The sequence below is a fragment of the Micromonospora sp. WMMD712 genome (genome assembly GCF_029581295.1).
Classification (GTDB): domain Bacteria; phylum Actinomycetota; class Actinomycetes; order Mycobacteriales; family Micromonosporaceae; genus Micromonospora; species Micromonospora carbonacea.
Genome location: NZ_CP120743.1, coordinates 3925957 through 3941026 on the forward strand (window position 1 = coordinate 3925957; position 15070 = coordinate 3941026).

Below are 15070 nucleotides of genomic sequence, written 5' to 3' on the forward strand. Positions count from 1 at the left end.
TCGGCGACCCGGCGACCCGGCCGGGTGGACACCCGCGCGGGGCCGGTGACCGGGGCCGATGGTTGACAGGGCGGTCGGCTCCGCCATCCTTGACGGGTGACCCGAATCCCTCGGCCCGATGTGCCCGTCGTGGCGGTCGCCGCGTCGCTGGCGGCGGTCGCCCTGCTGGTGGCGCTGGTCTGGTGGCAGCCGCGCAGCATCGTGGCGGTGGTGCTCGCCCTGCTCTGCGTCCTGTTCGTGATGATCGCCGGGGTGTCGGTGACGGAGGGGCGGCACCGCCGCGAGGAGGCCCGCGAACGCGGGGGCGACGAACCGGCCCAGTGGCCGGGGCAACCCGCCGCCCGGCTCAGCGACGTCGACGCCGACACCCTGGAGGCGCTGGACAGCCGCGACCTGCGGGCCATGCGGGAACGCCGGCAGGGCGCGAGCGGGTTCAGCGACCGGTGAGGGTCGGCTCGTACAACCCGTCGACGCCGCGCCCGGCCAGGCACCGGAACGTGCGGTCCGGGCCGTCCGCCGCCGGCGGCAGCACCTCCAGCCGCCAACCACTGGTGTACGCGATCCCGCTGGTCAGCCGGAACGTCACCGGACTGCACACCTGACGCACCTGCGGGTCGGCGGCCACCTCGTCGTGCGCGGCGTCGACCAGGGCGGCCGGCAGCTCCCCCTCGGCGTAGGCCTCCCAGGTGTGCCGGCCGTCGCAGGGCAGTCGGGGCGCGTCCGCCCGGGTGCCGCGCACCCGCATCGGCCCGTAGCACTGCAACTCGGCGACGCACCGCGCGCCCGCCGGCAGCTCGGCCGGGCCCGCCGACCCGGATACGCAGCCCGGCAGCGCCCCCCACCTGCTGGCCGTCGTCGTGCCGCCCACCGTGACGACGGGGGTGGGCGTCGGCGTGGCGGGCGCGCTCTCGGCGACCCAGGCCCCGGCGCTCGCCGAGGCGGCCAGCGCGAGCGCCCCCGCGCCGCCGAGGAACCAGCGCCGCCGCCACCGACGCCCGGGCGTCACGGGCTCGGTGGGGTGGTCGTGCGTCACCGGGGGGCGCGGGACGGGACGGGACGGCTGGCCGGTGCCGTAGAGGCCGCCTGAGGTGGACGGGCCCCCGGTGACGCCGGGCTGGCTGGTGCCGTAGAGGCTCCCGGACGTGGACGGGCTGCCGGTGGTGGTGCCGGTCGGGCCGCCGGACGTGGGGCCGCCGGAGATCGGGGCGCCGCTGACGGGCGCGCTGACCGGGTCGAGCGGCAGGGCGGCGAGCAGGCCGCGCAGCTCGATGGCGGACGGGCGGGCCCCCGGGTCGTTCGACATGCCGAACCGCAGCACGTCGACCAGTTCCTCCGGCACCCCGGGCAGCCCGGGGATCGGCTGGTGGAACATCTCCAGCACGGTGACCAGGCTGGGGCTGCGCTCGGACTGCCAGCGCGGCGGGCGGCCGAACATGACGGCGTAGAGGGTGGCGCAGAGCGAGTAGACGTCGACGGCCGGCGACGGCGGGCTGTGGTTGAACATCTCCGGCGGCGCGTAGGCCGGGGTGAGCACCTCCAGGGTCACCGTCGGGTCGCGCACCTCGCCCAGCACGGCGAGCCCGAAGTCGGCCAGCACCGCCGGGTTGAAGTGCGAGTACAGGATGTTCGCCGGCTTGACGTCGCGGTGCAGCACGCCGTTGGCGTGCGAGTGGGCGAGCGCGTCGGCGATCTTCACGCCGAGGTCGCGGGTCTCCGCCGGGCCCAGGGGCGAGGTGCGCATCCGCTCGGCGTAGGACCCGTCGCAGAGCTCCATGATCAGGTAGGGGTGCCGGTCGACGGTGACGCCGACGTCGAAGAGGTCCACCACGTGCGGGTGCGACGACATCCTCCCGGCGGCCCGCGCCTCACGCAGGAAGCGGGCCTGGTCCCGCTCGTTGTCCAGGGTGCGGTTCTCGACCTTGACCGCGACCTCCCGCCCGACGGAGATCTGGGTGGCCCGGTAGACGGTCGCGTAGCCGCCCCGGGCAAATACCTCCAGATCGGTCAGACCAGGCACGATGGGCAGCCGCAGGGCGCCGGGCGGGGTGTCGGTCACTGCTCGAAAATACCTAACCGGTCCGGTGACTCAGCGGTCCGCGCCCGCAGACCGGGAGCCGCCGCCCGCCGACGCGGGTGCCGGACGCCCGCTCTCCGCCACCGCCGACGCCTGCCGCGCGGGCTGCGCCGCGCCCGGAGCGGGGGCGGCGCGGCGGGCGTCCCGGCGCAGGGCCACGGCGGTGGCGACCGCGCCCAGCCCCTCCCAGAGCGCCACCCCGAAGAACCGGTCCGGCGCGACGTCGGCGAGCACCACGATGGTGAAGACGGCGAAGGTGACCAGCCGGAAGACGACCGTGAACCGGTAGAAGGCCCGCCACTCGGTCGCCGTGGCGAGCAGGTAGTAGACCCCCATGTTGAACGACGCCATGGCCGACGCCGTCAGGAACGTGCCGGTGTAGTCCCCGGCGGACCGGCTCTGCGGCACCTCGAAGCCGAGCATGCGCAGCTGTGCCTCCGGCCAGAGCAGCCCGAGCGCGCCCATCACCAGCGCCAGGACGCCGAAGACCGCGATCGTCCAGCCGGCACTGGAACGGGGCAGCCTCATCACGCCTCCCGGGGACGGGCACGACGGCCCCACAGTGGACCGCCTCATCGAGTGTCACCGTAGCCGCTGCCGCCGACACCCGCATCGGCGGAACCGACAGGATCGCCTCAGCGCGCCCACCGCTGACCGGTGAGTAGGGGACCCCTCTCTACCGTAGGCGTTAACAAGGGGCCCCTCCTTACCCCCGCAGGCGCACGCGCAGCGCGTCGGCCGCGAGCCGCTCGCTGCGCTGCTCCGTCGCGTACGCCAGGCGCACCGCCTCCTCGGCCCTGGCCAGCGCCTCGGCGGGACGCCCGCAGGCGGCCAGCGCCTCGGCCAGCACGCTCGCCGCGACCACCTGGCTGCGCACGTCCTCGGCGGGGACGGCCAGGGCCCGGTGTGCCCAGTCGAGCGCCTGGTCGAGCTGGCCGTGGGCGAGCAGCGCGGAAGCGTACCGGGCCATGGTCTGCTGGCGGGAGAAGAGCAGCGAGGGCGTGTTCGCGGCGGCGGTGGCCACCGGGGCGAGCAGCCCCACGGCGGTCGCCGGGTCGCCGGCGGCGAGCCGTGCGGTGGCCAGCAGCACCCGGGGGCCCACCTGGGCGGGGGCCTGCGGGTTGTGCGGCTCGACGGTGGTCAGCACCGCCCGCGCCGACCGTTCGGCGGTCTCGCAGTCGCCCAGGTCCAGCGCCACGAAGCCGCGCAGCGTGCCGGCCATCCCGGTGAGCAGCGGGTGCGAGGTCCGCTCGGCGTACGACATGGCGTCGGCGAGCAGGTCGGCGGCGTGCTCCGGCTCGCCCAGCCCCCGGGCGACCACCCCCCGCGCCACCAGGGCGAAGCCCCGCCCCCAGTCGTCGGAGACCTCGGCGAAGTCCCGGTACGCCCGGCGGGCCGCCCCGTCGGCCTCGCCCAGCTCGCCCAGCTCCGCCCCGGCGAACGCCTCGACGGCGCGCAGCGTGCCGACGGCCCACGCCTCGCCGACCCGCTCCCCGAACGGCAGGAAGACCCGCGCCAGCCGGCGTGCCTCGCGCAGCCGGCCGGCGAGCAGCCGGGCGAACGCCGTGGTGCCGCGCAGCCAGGCCCGCCCGTACGGGTCCTTCAGCTCGGCGAACAGGCGGGCGGCCCGGCTCAGCACCGCGTCGGTGCCGGCGAAGTCGCCGCGGGTGGTGGTGACCCAGGCCAGGTTCTGCAACGACCACGCCTGCCCCCGCCGGTCCTGCGCCGTGAGGCTGACCTGGTAGGACGCGGCGAGCCGGCTGCTGGCCTGGCCGAGCCGGCCGGCGATGAAGTCGGCCATGCCGAGCCGGCGCATCGCCGAGGCCCGCAGGTTGGGCAGCCCGCCGACGCCGGCCACCTGCAACGCCTCCTGCCAGGAGGCCACGGCCCGGCCCTGGTCGCCGAGGGTCTGGTGGGCCTGCCCGGCGAGCAGCAGTGCGCTGGCCCGGGTGCCCGCGTCGTCCCCGGCGTTGGCGGCGATCTTCTCGGCGTAGGCGAGCGCGTCCCCGGGCCGGCCGACCTGGAGCAGCGCGCGGGCGTGCACCACCCGGTCGGCGGCGGGCAGCCCGTCGCGGGCCAGCTCGGCGGCGCGTTCGGCGTACTCGACGGCGGCGGCCGGCTCCCCGGCCTGTAGGGACCGGCGGGCGGCCCGGCCCAGCGCGGCCACGCCCAGCGGCGCGACGGTGCGGGCCGGCGCGTCCGGGCGCAGCTTGACGGCGTCGGCGAGCGCGGCGGCCCGCTCGACGTGCTCGGCGACGAACGCGTCGCGGGCGGTGTCGGTGAACCCGCCCGGCGCGGCCGGCCCGTCGGGGGCGGCCCACCGGGCCAGCGCCGCGTGCCGCTCGGCCAGCTCGGCCTTGCTCACCCCGGAGTAGGCGGCCTCCCGCATCAGCGGGGTGGCGAACGCGTACCCGGTGCGGGTGCGGTGCAGCATCCGGCGTTGCAGCAGCTCCTCGACGGCCCGGTCCAGCTCGACGGCGACCACGGCGGCCGGTCGGCCGTCCCGCCCGGCGCGCTGCTCGCGCAGCGCCTCCAGCGCGCCGTCGGGCACGGTGTCGCCGACGACGGCGGCGTCGCGCAGCACCGACCGGGCGTCCGGCGGCAGCGCGTCGATGCGCGCGGCGAGCACGGCGGCGAGGTCGCGGGAGAGCAGCCGGCTGCCCAACGAGCCGGGGGCGAGCCGCCAGCCGGAGTTGGCCGGGGCGGACCGGTCAGCCACGGCGGTCAGCGCGCCCCGCTCCATGAGCAGGGTGACCAGCTCGGCGAGGTAGAACGGGTTGCCCTGGGCGGTGGCGAGCAGCCGGTCGGCGTCGGGCTGCGGCAGCTTCCCGCCGCCGAGGTAGCTGGTGAGCAGCCGGGCCGCGTCGGCGCCGCGCAGCGGGGGCAGGGCGTGCACCTCGGCGTCGGCGACCCGGGTCAGCGCGCCGGCGGTGCGGACCAGCTCGGGGCGGCCGAGCAGCAGCACCAGCACCGGGCCGGCGATGCGGGACAGGGCGACCCCGAGGGCGCGGATCGTCTCGGTGGTGGCGTCGTGCAGGTCGTCGACGAGCACCACCAGCGGCGCCTCGGCGGCCAGGGCGCTGAGCAGGTCGGCGACCGCGTTGGGCACGGCGTCGGCGTCGGCGGGCTGCTGGGTGCCGCCGCCCCACTCGCCCTGGTCGGCCGGGTTGCCGGCGGGCAGGTCGGCGTAGCCGAGCAGGGCCAGCAGCTGGTCGGCGGCGACCGGCGGGGCGTCGTCGCCGAGCCGGCCGAGGCGCTGGTTGAGCCGGCGCAGCCGCTCCTCGACGGCGGGGCGGGTCAGCGCGGTGGCCGTGTCGTTGGGCAGGCCGACGGCGGCGCGGACCAGGTCGGCCAGGGGCGCGAGCCGGCGGCGTTCGCCGAACGCGGCGCAGCGCACGGACAGCACCCGCGCGCCGGTGTGCGCGGCGTACCGGCCGGCCCCGACGTCGTAGCCGGCGGCGAGGCGTTCGACCTCGGCGGCGAACCGGGACTTGCCGATGCCGGCCTCGGCGGTCATCAGCAGCACCCGGGGCTCGCCCCGGTCGATGACCTCGGCGAGCCGGCCGGCGACCCGGCCGATCTCGGTCTCCCGGCCGACGAACGGGGCCTCGTCGCCGAGGCCGGAGCGGGTGCCGGGGGCGTCGAGGAGGCCGAGCAGCTCGTACGCCTCGACGGGTTCCCGCTTGCCCTTGAGCCGCAGCGGGCGCAGCGCCCGCCAGGACGCCACGTGCCGGGTGGCGGCGGAGGTGCGGGCCCCGGCGTAGACGGCGCCGACGGCGGCGGCGTCGGCGAGCCGGGCGGCGGTGTTGACGGTGTCGCCGATGACGGTGTATTCGATGGCCGCCTGGATGCCGGCGATCACGTCGCCGGTGTTCAGGCCCACGCGCAGGCCGAGCGGCGCGCCGCCGCCCCGCTCGTCGTCGAGCACCCGGCGCACCGCCCGCTGCATGGACAGGGCGGCGCGGACGGCCCGCTCGGCGTCGTCCTCGTGGGCGACGGGCGCGCCGAAGACGGCCATGATCCCGTCGCCGGTGAGCTTGTCGACGTGCCCGCCGAACGTCTTCACGGCCCCGGCGAGGGCGGCGAGCACCCGGTCGGTGACGGCGCCGACGCGTTCCGGGTCGAGGTCCTCCGACCAGGAGGTGAAGTCGGACAGGTCGCCGAAGAGCACGGTGACGACCCGCCGTTCGGCGGCGGGCAGCGTGGCGGCGGCCGGCAGCGCGGCTCCGCAGTTGTGGCAGAACCGGGCCCCCGGCACGGCGACCGTCCCGCAGACGGGGCAGGTCACGACCGGTCCGCCGGTTCGGGGGGCACCCCCAGGTAGTCCAGCTGCGCGCGGACCGACCACTCGGCCGCCCACCACAGCGACCGGTCGACGTCCGCGTACACCCGGGCCACCACCTCGGGGGCGGTCCGCGCGCCCTCGGCGACCGCCTGCCGCACCTGGTCGAGCCGGGCGCGGCGGTGGGCGAGGTAGAACTCGGCGGCGGCGCCGCAGTCGGCCAGCGCCGGGCCGTGGCCGGGCAGCGCCGGGATCCCCCGGTACGTCGAGAGCAGCTCCAGGCTGTCGAGGTATGCCCCGAGCTGCCCGTCGGGGTGGGCGACGACGGTGGTGCCCCGCCCGAGGATGGTGTCGCCGGTGAGCACGACCCGCTCGTCGCCGTGCTCGACGAGGAAGCAGACGGAGTCGCCGGTGTGCCCGGGGGCGGGCAGCGCCCGCACGGTGAGACCGGCGGCGGGCAGGACCTCGCCGGCGGTCAGCGGCGGACCGCCGTGGCTGTGCGCGGGGTCGACGGCCCGCACGGGCGCCCCGTCGAGCAGCTCGCGCAGCCGGGGCGAGCCCTCGGTGTGGTCGGGGTGCCCGTGGGTGATCAGCACGGTGGCGACGGGGGCGTGGGCGGCGATCGCGGCCAGGTGCCCGTCGTCGGCGGGCCCCGGGTCGACGACCAGGGCGGGCGCGCCGGGCCCGGCCCGCAGCACCCAGGTGTTGGTGCCGTCGAGGGTCATCGGCCCCGGGTTCGGTGCCCGCAGCAGGGTCACCCATCCCGGCAGCTCGTCAGCCAGCGCGGCCACGGCCGCCGTGATGTGCCCGGTCATGCCAGCGATCGTACGACTCCCCCCGCCGCTCCCCGCGATCTTGCACTTGTGGCCCGGTTTTCGTGCCCGTACGCGGCTTTCGCCCGGGCCCGAAGTGCAAGATCGCGGGAGTGGGAGTGGGAGTGGGAGTGGGAGTGGGGGGTGGGGGGTGGGGGGTGGGGGTGGGTTAGGCGATCTCGACGATCAGTTCGACCTCTACCGGGGCGTCCAGGGGGAGTTCCGAGACGCCCACCGCGGAGCGGGCGTGCCGGCCCGCCTCGCCGAAGACCGCGCCGAACAGGTCGGACGCGCCGTTGATCACGCCGGGCTGGCCGGTGAAGCCGGGCGCGCTGGCCACGAAGCCGGTCACCTTGACGACCTTGACCACGTTCTCCAGGCCGACCAGCGCGTCGACGGCGGCGAGGCCGTTCAGCGCGCACCGCTGCGCCAGGTCCTTGGCCTGCTCGGCGGAGACCCCCGCGCCGACCTTGCCGGTGGCCAGCAGCTTGCCGTCGGCCATCGGGAGCTGCCCGGAGACGAAGACGTGCTGCCCGGACTGCACGGCCGGCACGTAGCTGGCCACCGGGGGCACCACGTCGGGCAGGGTCAGCCCGAGCTCGGCGAGCTTCGCGTGCGGCCCGTTGCCCACCCCGCTCACGCCTTCGGCCGCTTGAGGTACGCCACGAGCTGCTCCGGGTTGGGACCGGGGACCACGGAGACGAGTTCCCAGCCGTCCTCGCCCCAGGTGTCGAGGATCTGCTTGGTCGCGTGGACCAGCAGCGGGACGGTCGAGTATTCCCACTTCTGCATCGGTGCGGGGCTCCCTAGGAGGCGGCGACTGTGTCGGCCCCAGCCTACGATCCGGCGGGACCGCCCGGCGCGGGACGCTGCTCCGGGGCGGCCGGCGGCTCGCCGCAGGGGCCCTCGTGGTCGTACCGCTGGGGGCAGCGCGACCGGTCCGCCAGCAGCAGGTCGCAGAAGACCCGGTGCCGGTTGTTCTGGTCGTCGGCCGTCGAGACGGTGGTCTCCCCGGCGTCCAGCTCGGGCAGGAAGCCGAGCGAGACCGCCACGCGGCCGGCCAGCGCGGTGGCCGTCGCCAGGTCGGCCACCCGGATCGGCAGGTGGATGACGTAGCCGGTCTCCTCCTCGTCGCGGGGGCGCTCGGCGGGCCGGCTCAGCGTGCGCAGCATCTCCCCCGGGTCGGTGAGCCGGCGGTAGGAGCGCTCGTTGAACGGCAGACCGGTGACCGGTCCCTCCTCGCCGGAGGAGCCGGCCCCGGCGCGCCGGGCGCAACCGGTCTGCGGCGGGAACTGGGCTCGGGAGATGTTGTCGGTGTCGCGCATTGCTGCCTCCGGGCCTCGCACCTGATCACGTCGTCACCATCGGCTCGGACCAACCGCCGATCCGCCCCCCGCGTCGGCACGAACGTAGGGCCGTTTTCGGACAGGGACAACCGGGCGCGCATGACCGGACACCGAAAGTCACATATGCGACAGATCGCGGTCCGGTACCGGATGGCGTCGCACGCACTTCCGTGATCGCCGTGTCCATCAGGCCGCCCGGGGCCCCACCCTGGGTCGGGTTCACCGCTACCCTTCCGTCGGACGGGCCACGCAAGCCCGGCCGCCTCCGCAACCTGCCTTCGCTCGACCAGTGCTCGCGTCCCACCGGGACGACGACGCGCCGCACCCCCGGGGGAAAGACATGACCCAACCGCCCCACGGCGGCGCCACCGGATCGCCCAGCGGTCCGCCCTCCGGCGACCACACGCCCGGCCCACCGGGCGGGCCGGTCTCCCCCGCGCCGCCGGGCGCCGGCCCGTTCGGCTCCCCGGCCGGGCCCGCGCCGTTCGGCTCCCCGGCGGCCCAGCCCGGCCCCTTCGGCGGCCCGGCGGGGCCGGGGGCCGGCGCGATCCCGCCGCCCCCGCCGGGCTACCCGCCCTACCACGCTCCGGGCGCGCCGAAGCAGCGGCGGGGCGTGCTCGTCGCCTCGCTCGTGGCGGTCCTGGCGCTGCTGCTCTGCGGTGGTGGCGGCGCCGCCGCGTTCTTCACCCTGCGCAGCGCGGAGAACGGCGAGGGCGCGACGGAGCCGACGGTCGCCGTGGAGAACTTCCTCACCGCCGTCTACCGGGAACGGGACGCCCGCAAGGCCGCCGGCTACGTCTGCGCCGCCGCCCGCGACGACCGCAAGATCACCGCCAAGGTCGCGGAGCTGAAGCGGTACGCCGAGCAGTACTCCGACGCCCGGTTCCGGTGGACCGGCCCGAAGGTGGACAACCAGACCGGCGACCGGGCCACCGTCACCACGAGGGTGACCATGACGACGTCCGACGAGAAGGTCGCCGACCAGGATCTCCGCTTCACCGTCGTGCAGAAGACCGGCTGGTGGGTCTGCGAGATCGCCTGACGGGGCGACCCGACCGACGACGCCGGCCGGGTGGATAGGCTCGACGGGTGCGAGCAGCTGAGCGGCCGGCCGACCCGGCCTCCACGCAGTGGCCGGCGCGCCTGAACGTCGTGACCGGCAAGGGTGGCACCGGCAAGACCAGCGTGGCGGCGGCCCTGGCCCTGGCGCTGGCCGCCGACGGCCGGCGCACCCTGCTGGTCGAGGTCGAGGGGCGGCAGGGCATCGCCCAGCTCTTCGGCACCGACCCGCTGCCGTACGCCGAGCGCCACCTCACCGACGCGCCGGGCGGCGGGGAGGTGCGGGCCCTCGCGGTGGACGCCGAGGAGGCCCTGCTGGAATACCTCGACATGTTCTACAAGCTCGGCGCGGCCGGCCGGGCGCTGCGCAAGCTCGGCGCGATCGACTTCGCCACCACCATCGCCCCCGGCCTGCGGGACGTGCTGCTCACCGGCAAGGTCAAGGAGGCGACGACCCGCAAGGCCGGGCAACGCCGGGCGTACGACGCGGTGGTGCTGGACGCGCCGCCGACCGGGCGGATCGGCCGGTTCCTCAACGTCACGGCGGAGACGGCCCGGCTGGCCAAGGTCGGCCCGATCAAGACCCAGAGCGAGGGGGTCGCCGCGCTGCTGCGCTCCCCGATGACCGCGGTGCACGTGGTGACGCTGCTGGAGGAGATGCCGGTCCAGGAGACGATGGACGCCGTCGCCGAGCTCACCCAGCTCGGCTTTCCGGTGGGACGGGTGATCGTCAACGCCGCCCGTCCGCCGCTGCCCGCCGGCCGGCCGGTGACCGCTGCCGAGCTGCGGCGTGGCCTGGCCGCCGCCGGGCTGCCGGCCGACCGGGAGACCGTCGCCGGGCTCGCCGCCGAGGCCCGGGACCAGCGGATCCGCCGGGACCTGGAGGATTCGCTGCGCGGCGACCTGGCCGAGCTGGGCCTGCCCCTGACCGAGCTGCCGCTGCTGCCCGACGGGGTGGACCGGGCGGGGCTGGCGGAGCTGTCCCGGGTGCTCGTGCGGGCCGATTGACTCACACTGGCGGCCGGCACGGCGCGGAGACCGCGCGCAGCCCGATACGCTCGATTGGTGCCTTCCGAAGCCGCGGCGCCGCAGCTGGACGTCGACCAGATCCTCGCCGACCCGGGCGTGCGGATCGTGGTGTGCTGCGGGGCGGGCGGGGTGGGCAAGACGACCACCGCCGCCGCGCTCGCGTTGCGCGCCGCCGAGCAGCACGGCCGGCGCACGGTGGTGCTCACCATCGACCCGGCCCGCCGGCTGGCCCAGTCGCTGGGCCTGACCGAGCTGGACAACACGCCCCGCCAGGTCAAGGGCATCGACGTCGAGGCCAGCGGCGGCGAGCTGCACGCCATGATGCTGGACATGAAGCGCACGTTCGACGACGTGGTGCTCCAGCACACCGACCCGGCGAAGGCGCAGGAGATCTTCGCCAACCCGTTCTACCAGGCGATGAGCTCGACGTTCGCCGGCACCCAGGAATACATGGCGATGGAGAAGCTGGGCCAGTTGCACGCCCGGGGCGAGTGGGACCTGATCGTGGTGGACACCCCGCCGTCCCGCTCGGCGCTGGACTTCCTGGACGCCCCGGCCCGGCTCTCCCGGTTCCTCGACGGCCGGATGCTGCGGCTGCTGCTGGCCCCGGCGCGCAGCGGGGGGCGCAGCATGTTCAGCCTCGTCACCGCGAGCTTCGGGATGTTCTCGAAGGTGGTGCAGAAGGTGCTCGGCGCGCAGCTGCTCACCGACCTGTCCGGCTTCGTGGCGGCGCTGGACTCGATGTTCGGCGGCTTCCGGCAGCGGGCCGAGCAGACGTACCGGATCCTCCAGGCGCGGGAGACGGCCTTCCTGCTGGTCGCGGCCCCGGAGCCCGACGCGGTCCGGGAGGCGGCCTACTTCGCCGGCCGGCTGCGCTCCGAGCGGATGCCGCTGGCCGGGCTGGTGCTCAACCGGGTGCACACGCCGACGGTGCCGGCGCTGGACGCCGAGGCGTGTCTGGCCGCCGCGCAGCGGCTGGCCGAGACCGGCGGGCACGACGGCACGGTCGACGTGCTGCGGGCGCACGCCGCGCTGGTCCAGCAGGCGCAGCGCGAGCAGCGGGTGGCGGCCCGGTTCACCGAGGCGTTCCCGCAGGTGCCGACGGTGTCGGTGACGGCGCAGCCCGCCGACGTGCACGACGTCGACGGGCTGCGGACGATCGGCGCGGCGGTCAGCCGGCCGTGAGCCGGCCCGCGATCGGCCGGCCCTGACCTGTCGACCGGCCGTCAGCCGGTCGGGACGAGGACCTTGTCCTTGCCGGACCTGTCCTTCGCGTTCTTCTTCATGGCCGCCTCGAACATCTTGCGCCAGCTGGCGACCTGGGGGTGCCGGCGCAGCAGGGCCCGGCGTTCCCGCTCGGTCATGCCGCCCCAGACCCCGAACTCGATCCGGTTGTCGAGCGCGTCGGCCAGGCACTCGTACCGAACTGGGCAGCTCCGGCAGATCCGCTTCGCCACGTTCTGTTCAGCGCCTTGTACGAACAGCGCGTCCGGGTCCCCGTTCTGACACGCCGCCAGTGACGGCCAGTCAGTGATCATGCCCATGTGTACACGTCCCCCCTTGCAGTACCTACCGACTTCGCACGACCAGCCGTCGAATCCCCCCGGTCGTCCGGCCGGCCTCCCCAGGGCGGCACGGACGACTGTGGCTGTCGCCGCAACCATCATGCTCTGTAGTTGGACGATTACGCAACGTTGTCGGCAAAATCCATCATTACGGACACTCCCGGCTTACCGGGCCTTCGGCCCCCGTCTACCCCGCCGCAGTACGTGAAAACGCTGCGCCGCTCCTCCGATCGGTGGAGACTCGTGGCGGATCAGCGCAACCCCGCACCAGGGCTCGTGCGTTTAGCACAACGAGGTCGGCGCGCGCAGGAAATGGGGAAAAGACGCCCCAGCGCCCCTCGTTCCCTACTCGCGTACCCTGTCGAGGTGACCTGGATGCGGAAACGTGACCATAATGTGCTGACCAACGCCGCATCGCTGCTCGTCTGTGGCCTGCTGGCCGGCGTGGTGGTCGCGGCGGCGGCCTTCCCCGCGGTGGCGATGTCCGGGCTGGCAGCCAAGGCCGGCGCGGAGACCTTCGGGGCGCTGCCCAAGGAGCTGACGGTGGGCCGCGCGCCGCAGATCAGCTACCTGCTCGCCTCCGACGGCAAGACGCCGCTCGCGACCATGTACGACGAGAACCGGCGCGACGTGAAGTTCGCCGACATCTCGCCGTACATGCAGAAGGCGATCATCGCCGCCGAGGATCACGACTTCTACAAGCACAACGGCGTCGACCTCAACGGCGTCGCCCGGGCGTTCGTCAACAACCAGTCCGGCGCGAACTCCCAGCAGGGCGCGTCGACGCTGACGATGCAGTACGTCCGGCTGGCCATCGCCTACTCGGCCACCCACCCGGCCGACGTCGTCGCGGCGACCGAGGACACCAGCGCCCGCAAGCTGCGGGAGATGCGGCTGGCCCTCCAGGTCGACAAGGAGTTCTCCAAGGACGAGATCCTCACCCGCTACCTGAACCTCGCCTCCTTCGGCAACGGCGCGTACGGGGTCTACGCGGCCAGCCAGGTCTACTTCGGCAAGCCGCCGAGCAAGCTCAAGATCGAGGAAGCGGCCATGCTCGCCGGCATGGTGAAGGCCCCGAGCACGAACGACCCGACCACCAAGACCGGGTACCCGCTCGCCCTGGACCGGCGCAACTACGTGATCGACAACATGATCAAGATTGGCGCGATCACCCAGCAGGAGGGTGACGCGGCCAAGGCCGCCAAGATGGTGATCAAGGACAAGACCACCCCGAACGGCTGCGTCGCCACCAACAAGAAGGAGTGGGGCTTCTTCTGCGACTACTTCTACCGCTGGTGGATGCAGCAGGAGACGTTCGGCTCGACCTCGTACGACCGGGAGCGGCGGCTCAAGAGCGGCGGCTACACGATCGTCACCAGCCTCGACGCGCAGGCGCAGAACGGCGCCGACAAGGCGGTCCGCAAGAACCTGGGCGTCAACAGCAAGGCGGCCCGGATGGTCGCGGTCGTCGAGCCGGGCACCGGCCGGGTCCGCGCGCTCTCGGTGAACCGCAACTTCAAGATCGACGACCCGAAGAAGCCGCAGAACAAGCTGAACAGCGACCCGAAGAAGCGCAGCAAGGGCATCCGGGGCAACTACCCCAACACGGTGAACCCGCTGCTCTCCGGCGGCGGCGACATCAAGGGATACCAGGCCGGCTCGACGTTCAAGATCTTCACGATCGTGGCCGCGCTGGAGAAGGGCATCCCGCTCAGCTACACGATCAACTCGCCGAAGCAGTTCAAGTCGGAATACATCATCAGCCCCAGCAGCCCGGCAGCCTGCCAGGGCCCCTACTACTGCCCGACCAACTCCGTCGAGTCGATGGCCGGCGTGCACAACATGTGGAGCGCGTTCGGCCGCTCGGTGAACACCTTCTTCGTCCCGCTCCAGCAGCAGGTCGGCGCGGAGAACGTGGTCAAGGCGGCGCAGAAGCTGGGCATCGAGTTCCGATCGAGCGAGGACGCGGACTTCGCCAACAACAAGGAGGCGGCGCACCAGTGGGGCGCGTTCACCCTCGGCGTGTCGGCCACCACCCCGCTGGACCTGGCCAACGCGTACGCGACCCTCGCGGCCGACGGTAAGTACTGCGAGCCGATCCCGGTGCAGGAGATCAAGGGCCCGGACGGCAAGAAGCTCGACGTCGCCAACCCGCGCTGCGAGCAGCGGATCAGCACCCAGGTCGCCCGCGCGGCCGTGGACGCGGCCCGCTGCCCGGTCGGCGACCGGTCGTCCACCACCCGGTGCACCGGCGCCACCGCCGGCAACGTTCGGGGCATCGTCGGCAAGCCGGTGGCCGGCAAGTCCGGCACCACCGACTCGGAGAAGACCTCGTCGCTGGTCGCGATGACCAAGCAGTACTCGGTCGCCGGCATCATGGCCGACCCGGACTGGCCGCAGACCAACCAGCAGATGGGCCACGACACCCCGACGGGCATCAACCCCCCGGTGTACGAGACGCTGCGCGACGCCATGAAGGGCAAGAAGGGCATCGAGTTCACCCCGCCCAGCGGCAAGATCATGGAGGGTGACCAGCGGTCGATCCCCGATGTCAAGTGCGTGGACGTCGAGACCGCGAAGGACCGGCTGCGGGGCGCCGGCTTCGATCCGGTGGTCTCCTCGGCCAGGGTGCCGTCGAGCTGCGCGGCCGGCCAGGCCGCCGGCAGCAGCCCGAACGGGCGCACCATCAAGGGCGGCGTGGTCGTCATCGAGGTCAGCAGCGGCAGCGGCACCCCCGCCAACTCGCCGGACAACGGCGGCGGCACCGGCGGCGGGCCCGGCGGCCCGGGCAACACCCCCGGCCAGGGCGGCCGACCGGGTCGCAACGGCTGACCCGGCCGCACCCGCATCGCAAGTGACGACGGGCGGGCACCCCTCACCGGGGGTGCCCGCCCGTTCTCGTC

The 15070-nt window shown here is 74.6% G+C and carries 13 protein-coding genes; 5 read left to right on the forward strand and 8 right to left on the reverse strand.

From position 1 onward, the window contains the following. The first annotated feature begins 96 nt into the window (after nucleotides 1-96). Nucleotides 97-447 (forward strand): hypothetical protein, encoded by a 351-nt coding sequence (locus O7633_RS16890; protein ID WP_282323103.1) that lies wholly within the window; start codon nucleotides 97-99, stop codon nucleotides 445-447. Here the strand turns inward: O7633_RS16890 and O7633_RS16895 are convergent. The 7 genes from O7633_RS16895 to O7633_RS16925 all read right to left on the reverse strand — a co-directional run bounded on the left by O7633_RS16895 (nucleotide 434) and on the right by O7633_RS16925 (nucleotide 8493). Beyond that, entirely contained in the window at nucleotides 434-2056 is a 1623-nt protein-coding gene (locus O7633_RS16895; RefSeq protein ID WP_282323104.1) for a serine/threonine-protein kinase, read from the reverse strand. The two genes, O7633_RS16890 and O7633_RS16895, sit on opposite strands and share 14 nt — an antisense overlap. Nucleotides 2057-2086: 30 nt before the next feature. Further along, a complete protein-coding gene (locus O7633_RS16900) occupies nucleotides 2087-2602 on the reverse strand; it encodes a hypothetical protein (RefSeq protein WP_282323105.1) in 516 nt (171 codons plus the stop codon). A 178-nt stretch (nucleotides 2603-2780) separates the two neighbouring features. Further along, nucleotides 2781-6362, reverse strand: a complete 3582-nt coding sequence (locus O7633_RS16905; protein ID WP_278129890.1) for an adenylate/guanylate cyclase domain-containing protein — start codon at nucleotides 6360-6362, stop codon at nucleotides 2781-2783. Continuing rightward, entirely contained in the window at nucleotides 6359-7171 is an 813-nt protein-coding gene (locus tag O7633_RS16910; RefSeq protein WP_282323106.1) for an MBL fold metallo-hydrolase, read from the reverse strand. The genes O7633_RS16905 and O7633_RS16910 overlap by 4 nt, the downstream gene beginning before the upstream one ends. Before the next feature lie 166 nt (nucleotides 7172-7337). Beyond that, complete coding sequence (locus O7633_RS16915; protein ID WP_278136278.1) at nucleotides 7338-7799, reverse strand: RidA family protein; 462 nt, start codon at nucleotides 7797-7799, stop codon at nucleotides 7338-7340. Nucleotides 7800-7804: 5 nt separating this feature from the next. Continuing rightward, on the reverse strand, nucleotides 7805-7960 hold the full coding sequence (locus tag O7633_RS16920; RefSeq protein WP_141723594.1) for a DUF4177 domain-containing protein: 156 nt from the start codon (nucleotides 7958-7960) through the stop codon (nucleotides 7805-7807). A 44-nt stretch (nucleotides 7961-8004) separates the two neighbouring features. After that, nucleotides 8005-8493 carry a hypothetical protein gene (locus O7633_RS16925; protein WP_278129895.1) on the reverse strand — a complete coding sequence of 163 codons (489 nt, stop codon included), beginning with the start codon at nucleotides 8491-8493 and terminating at the stop codon, nucleotides 8005-8007. Between the two features lie 361 nt (nucleotides 8494-8854). Between O7633_RS16925 and O7633_RS16930 the strand changes: the two genes are divergently transcribed. Genes O7633_RS16930 through O7633_RS16940 form a run of 3 tightly spaced genes read left to right on the forward strand, consistent with a single transcriptional unit; the run spans nucleotide 8855 to nucleotide 11787 of the window. Continuing rightward, nucleotides 8855-9556 (forward strand): hypothetical protein, encoded by a 702-nt coding sequence (locus tag O7633_RS16930; protein ID WP_282323107.1) that lies wholly within the window; start codon nucleotides 8855-8857, stop codon nucleotides 9554-9556. 47 nt (nucleotides 9557-9603) lie between these two features. Then, on the forward strand, nucleotides 9604-10581 hold the full coding sequence (locus O7633_RS16935) for an ArsA-related P-loop ATPase (RefSeq protein WP_282323108.1): 978 nt from the start codon (nucleotides 9604-9606) through the stop codon (nucleotides 10579-10581). Nucleotides 10582-10635: 54 nt separating this feature from the next. Further along, nucleotides 10636-11787 (forward strand): ArsA-related P-loop ATPase, encoded by a 1152-nt coding sequence (locus tag O7633_RS16940; RefSeq protein ID WP_282323109.1) that lies wholly within the window; start codon nucleotides 10636-10638, stop codon nucleotides 11785-11787. A gap of 41 nt (nucleotides 11788-11828) precedes the next feature. On the opposite strand, the gene O7633_RS16945 is transcribed toward O7633_RS16940, so the two are convergent. Beyond that, the gene (locus O7633_RS16945; RefSeq protein WP_074472222.1) at nucleotides 11829-12146 is read right to left on the reverse strand and encodes a WhiB family transcriptional regulator; all 318 of its coding nucleotides are present in this window, start codon (nucleotides 12144-12146) and stop codon (nucleotides 11829-11831) included. Between the two features lie 396 nt (nucleotides 12147-12542). Here O7633_RS16945 and O7633_RS16950 point away from each other — a divergent pair, with 396 nt between their 5' ends. Continuing rightward, entirely contained in the window at nucleotides 12543-14999 is a 2457-nt protein-coding gene (locus tag O7633_RS16950; RefSeq protein ID WP_282323110.1) for a transglycosylase domain-containing protein, read from the forward strand. Nucleotides 15000-15070: the final 71 nt, after the last annotated feature.

Coding starts and splice junctions, on each gene's coding strand:
- O7633_RS16930 (WP_282323107.1), top strand. CDS start 8,855: ATGACCCAACCGCCCCACGGCGGCGCCACCGGATCGCCCAGCGGTCCG.
- O7633_RS16910 (WP_282323106.1), bottom strand. CDS start 7,171: ATGACCGGGCACATCACGGCGGCCGTGGCCGCGCTGGCTGACGAGCTG.
- O7633_RS16925 (WP_278129895.1), bottom strand. CDS start 8,493: ATGCGCGACACCGACAACATCTCCCGAGCCCAGTTCCCGCCGCAGACC.
- O7633_RS16900 (WP_282323105.1), bottom strand. CDS start 2,602: ATGAGGCTGCCCCGTTCCAGTGCCGGCTGGACGATCGCGGTCTTCGGC.
- O7633_RS16945 (WP_074472222.1), bottom strand. CDS start 12,146: ATGGGCATGATCACTGACTGGCCGTCACTGGCGGCGTGTCAGAACGGG.
- O7633_RS16950 (WP_282323110.1), top strand. CDS start 12,543: ATGCGGAAACGTGACCATAATGTGCTGACCAACGCCGCATCGCTGCTC.
- O7633_RS16920 (WP_141723594.1), bottom strand. CDS start 7,960: ATGCAGAAGTGGGAATACTCGACCGTCCCGCTGCTGGTCCACGCGACC.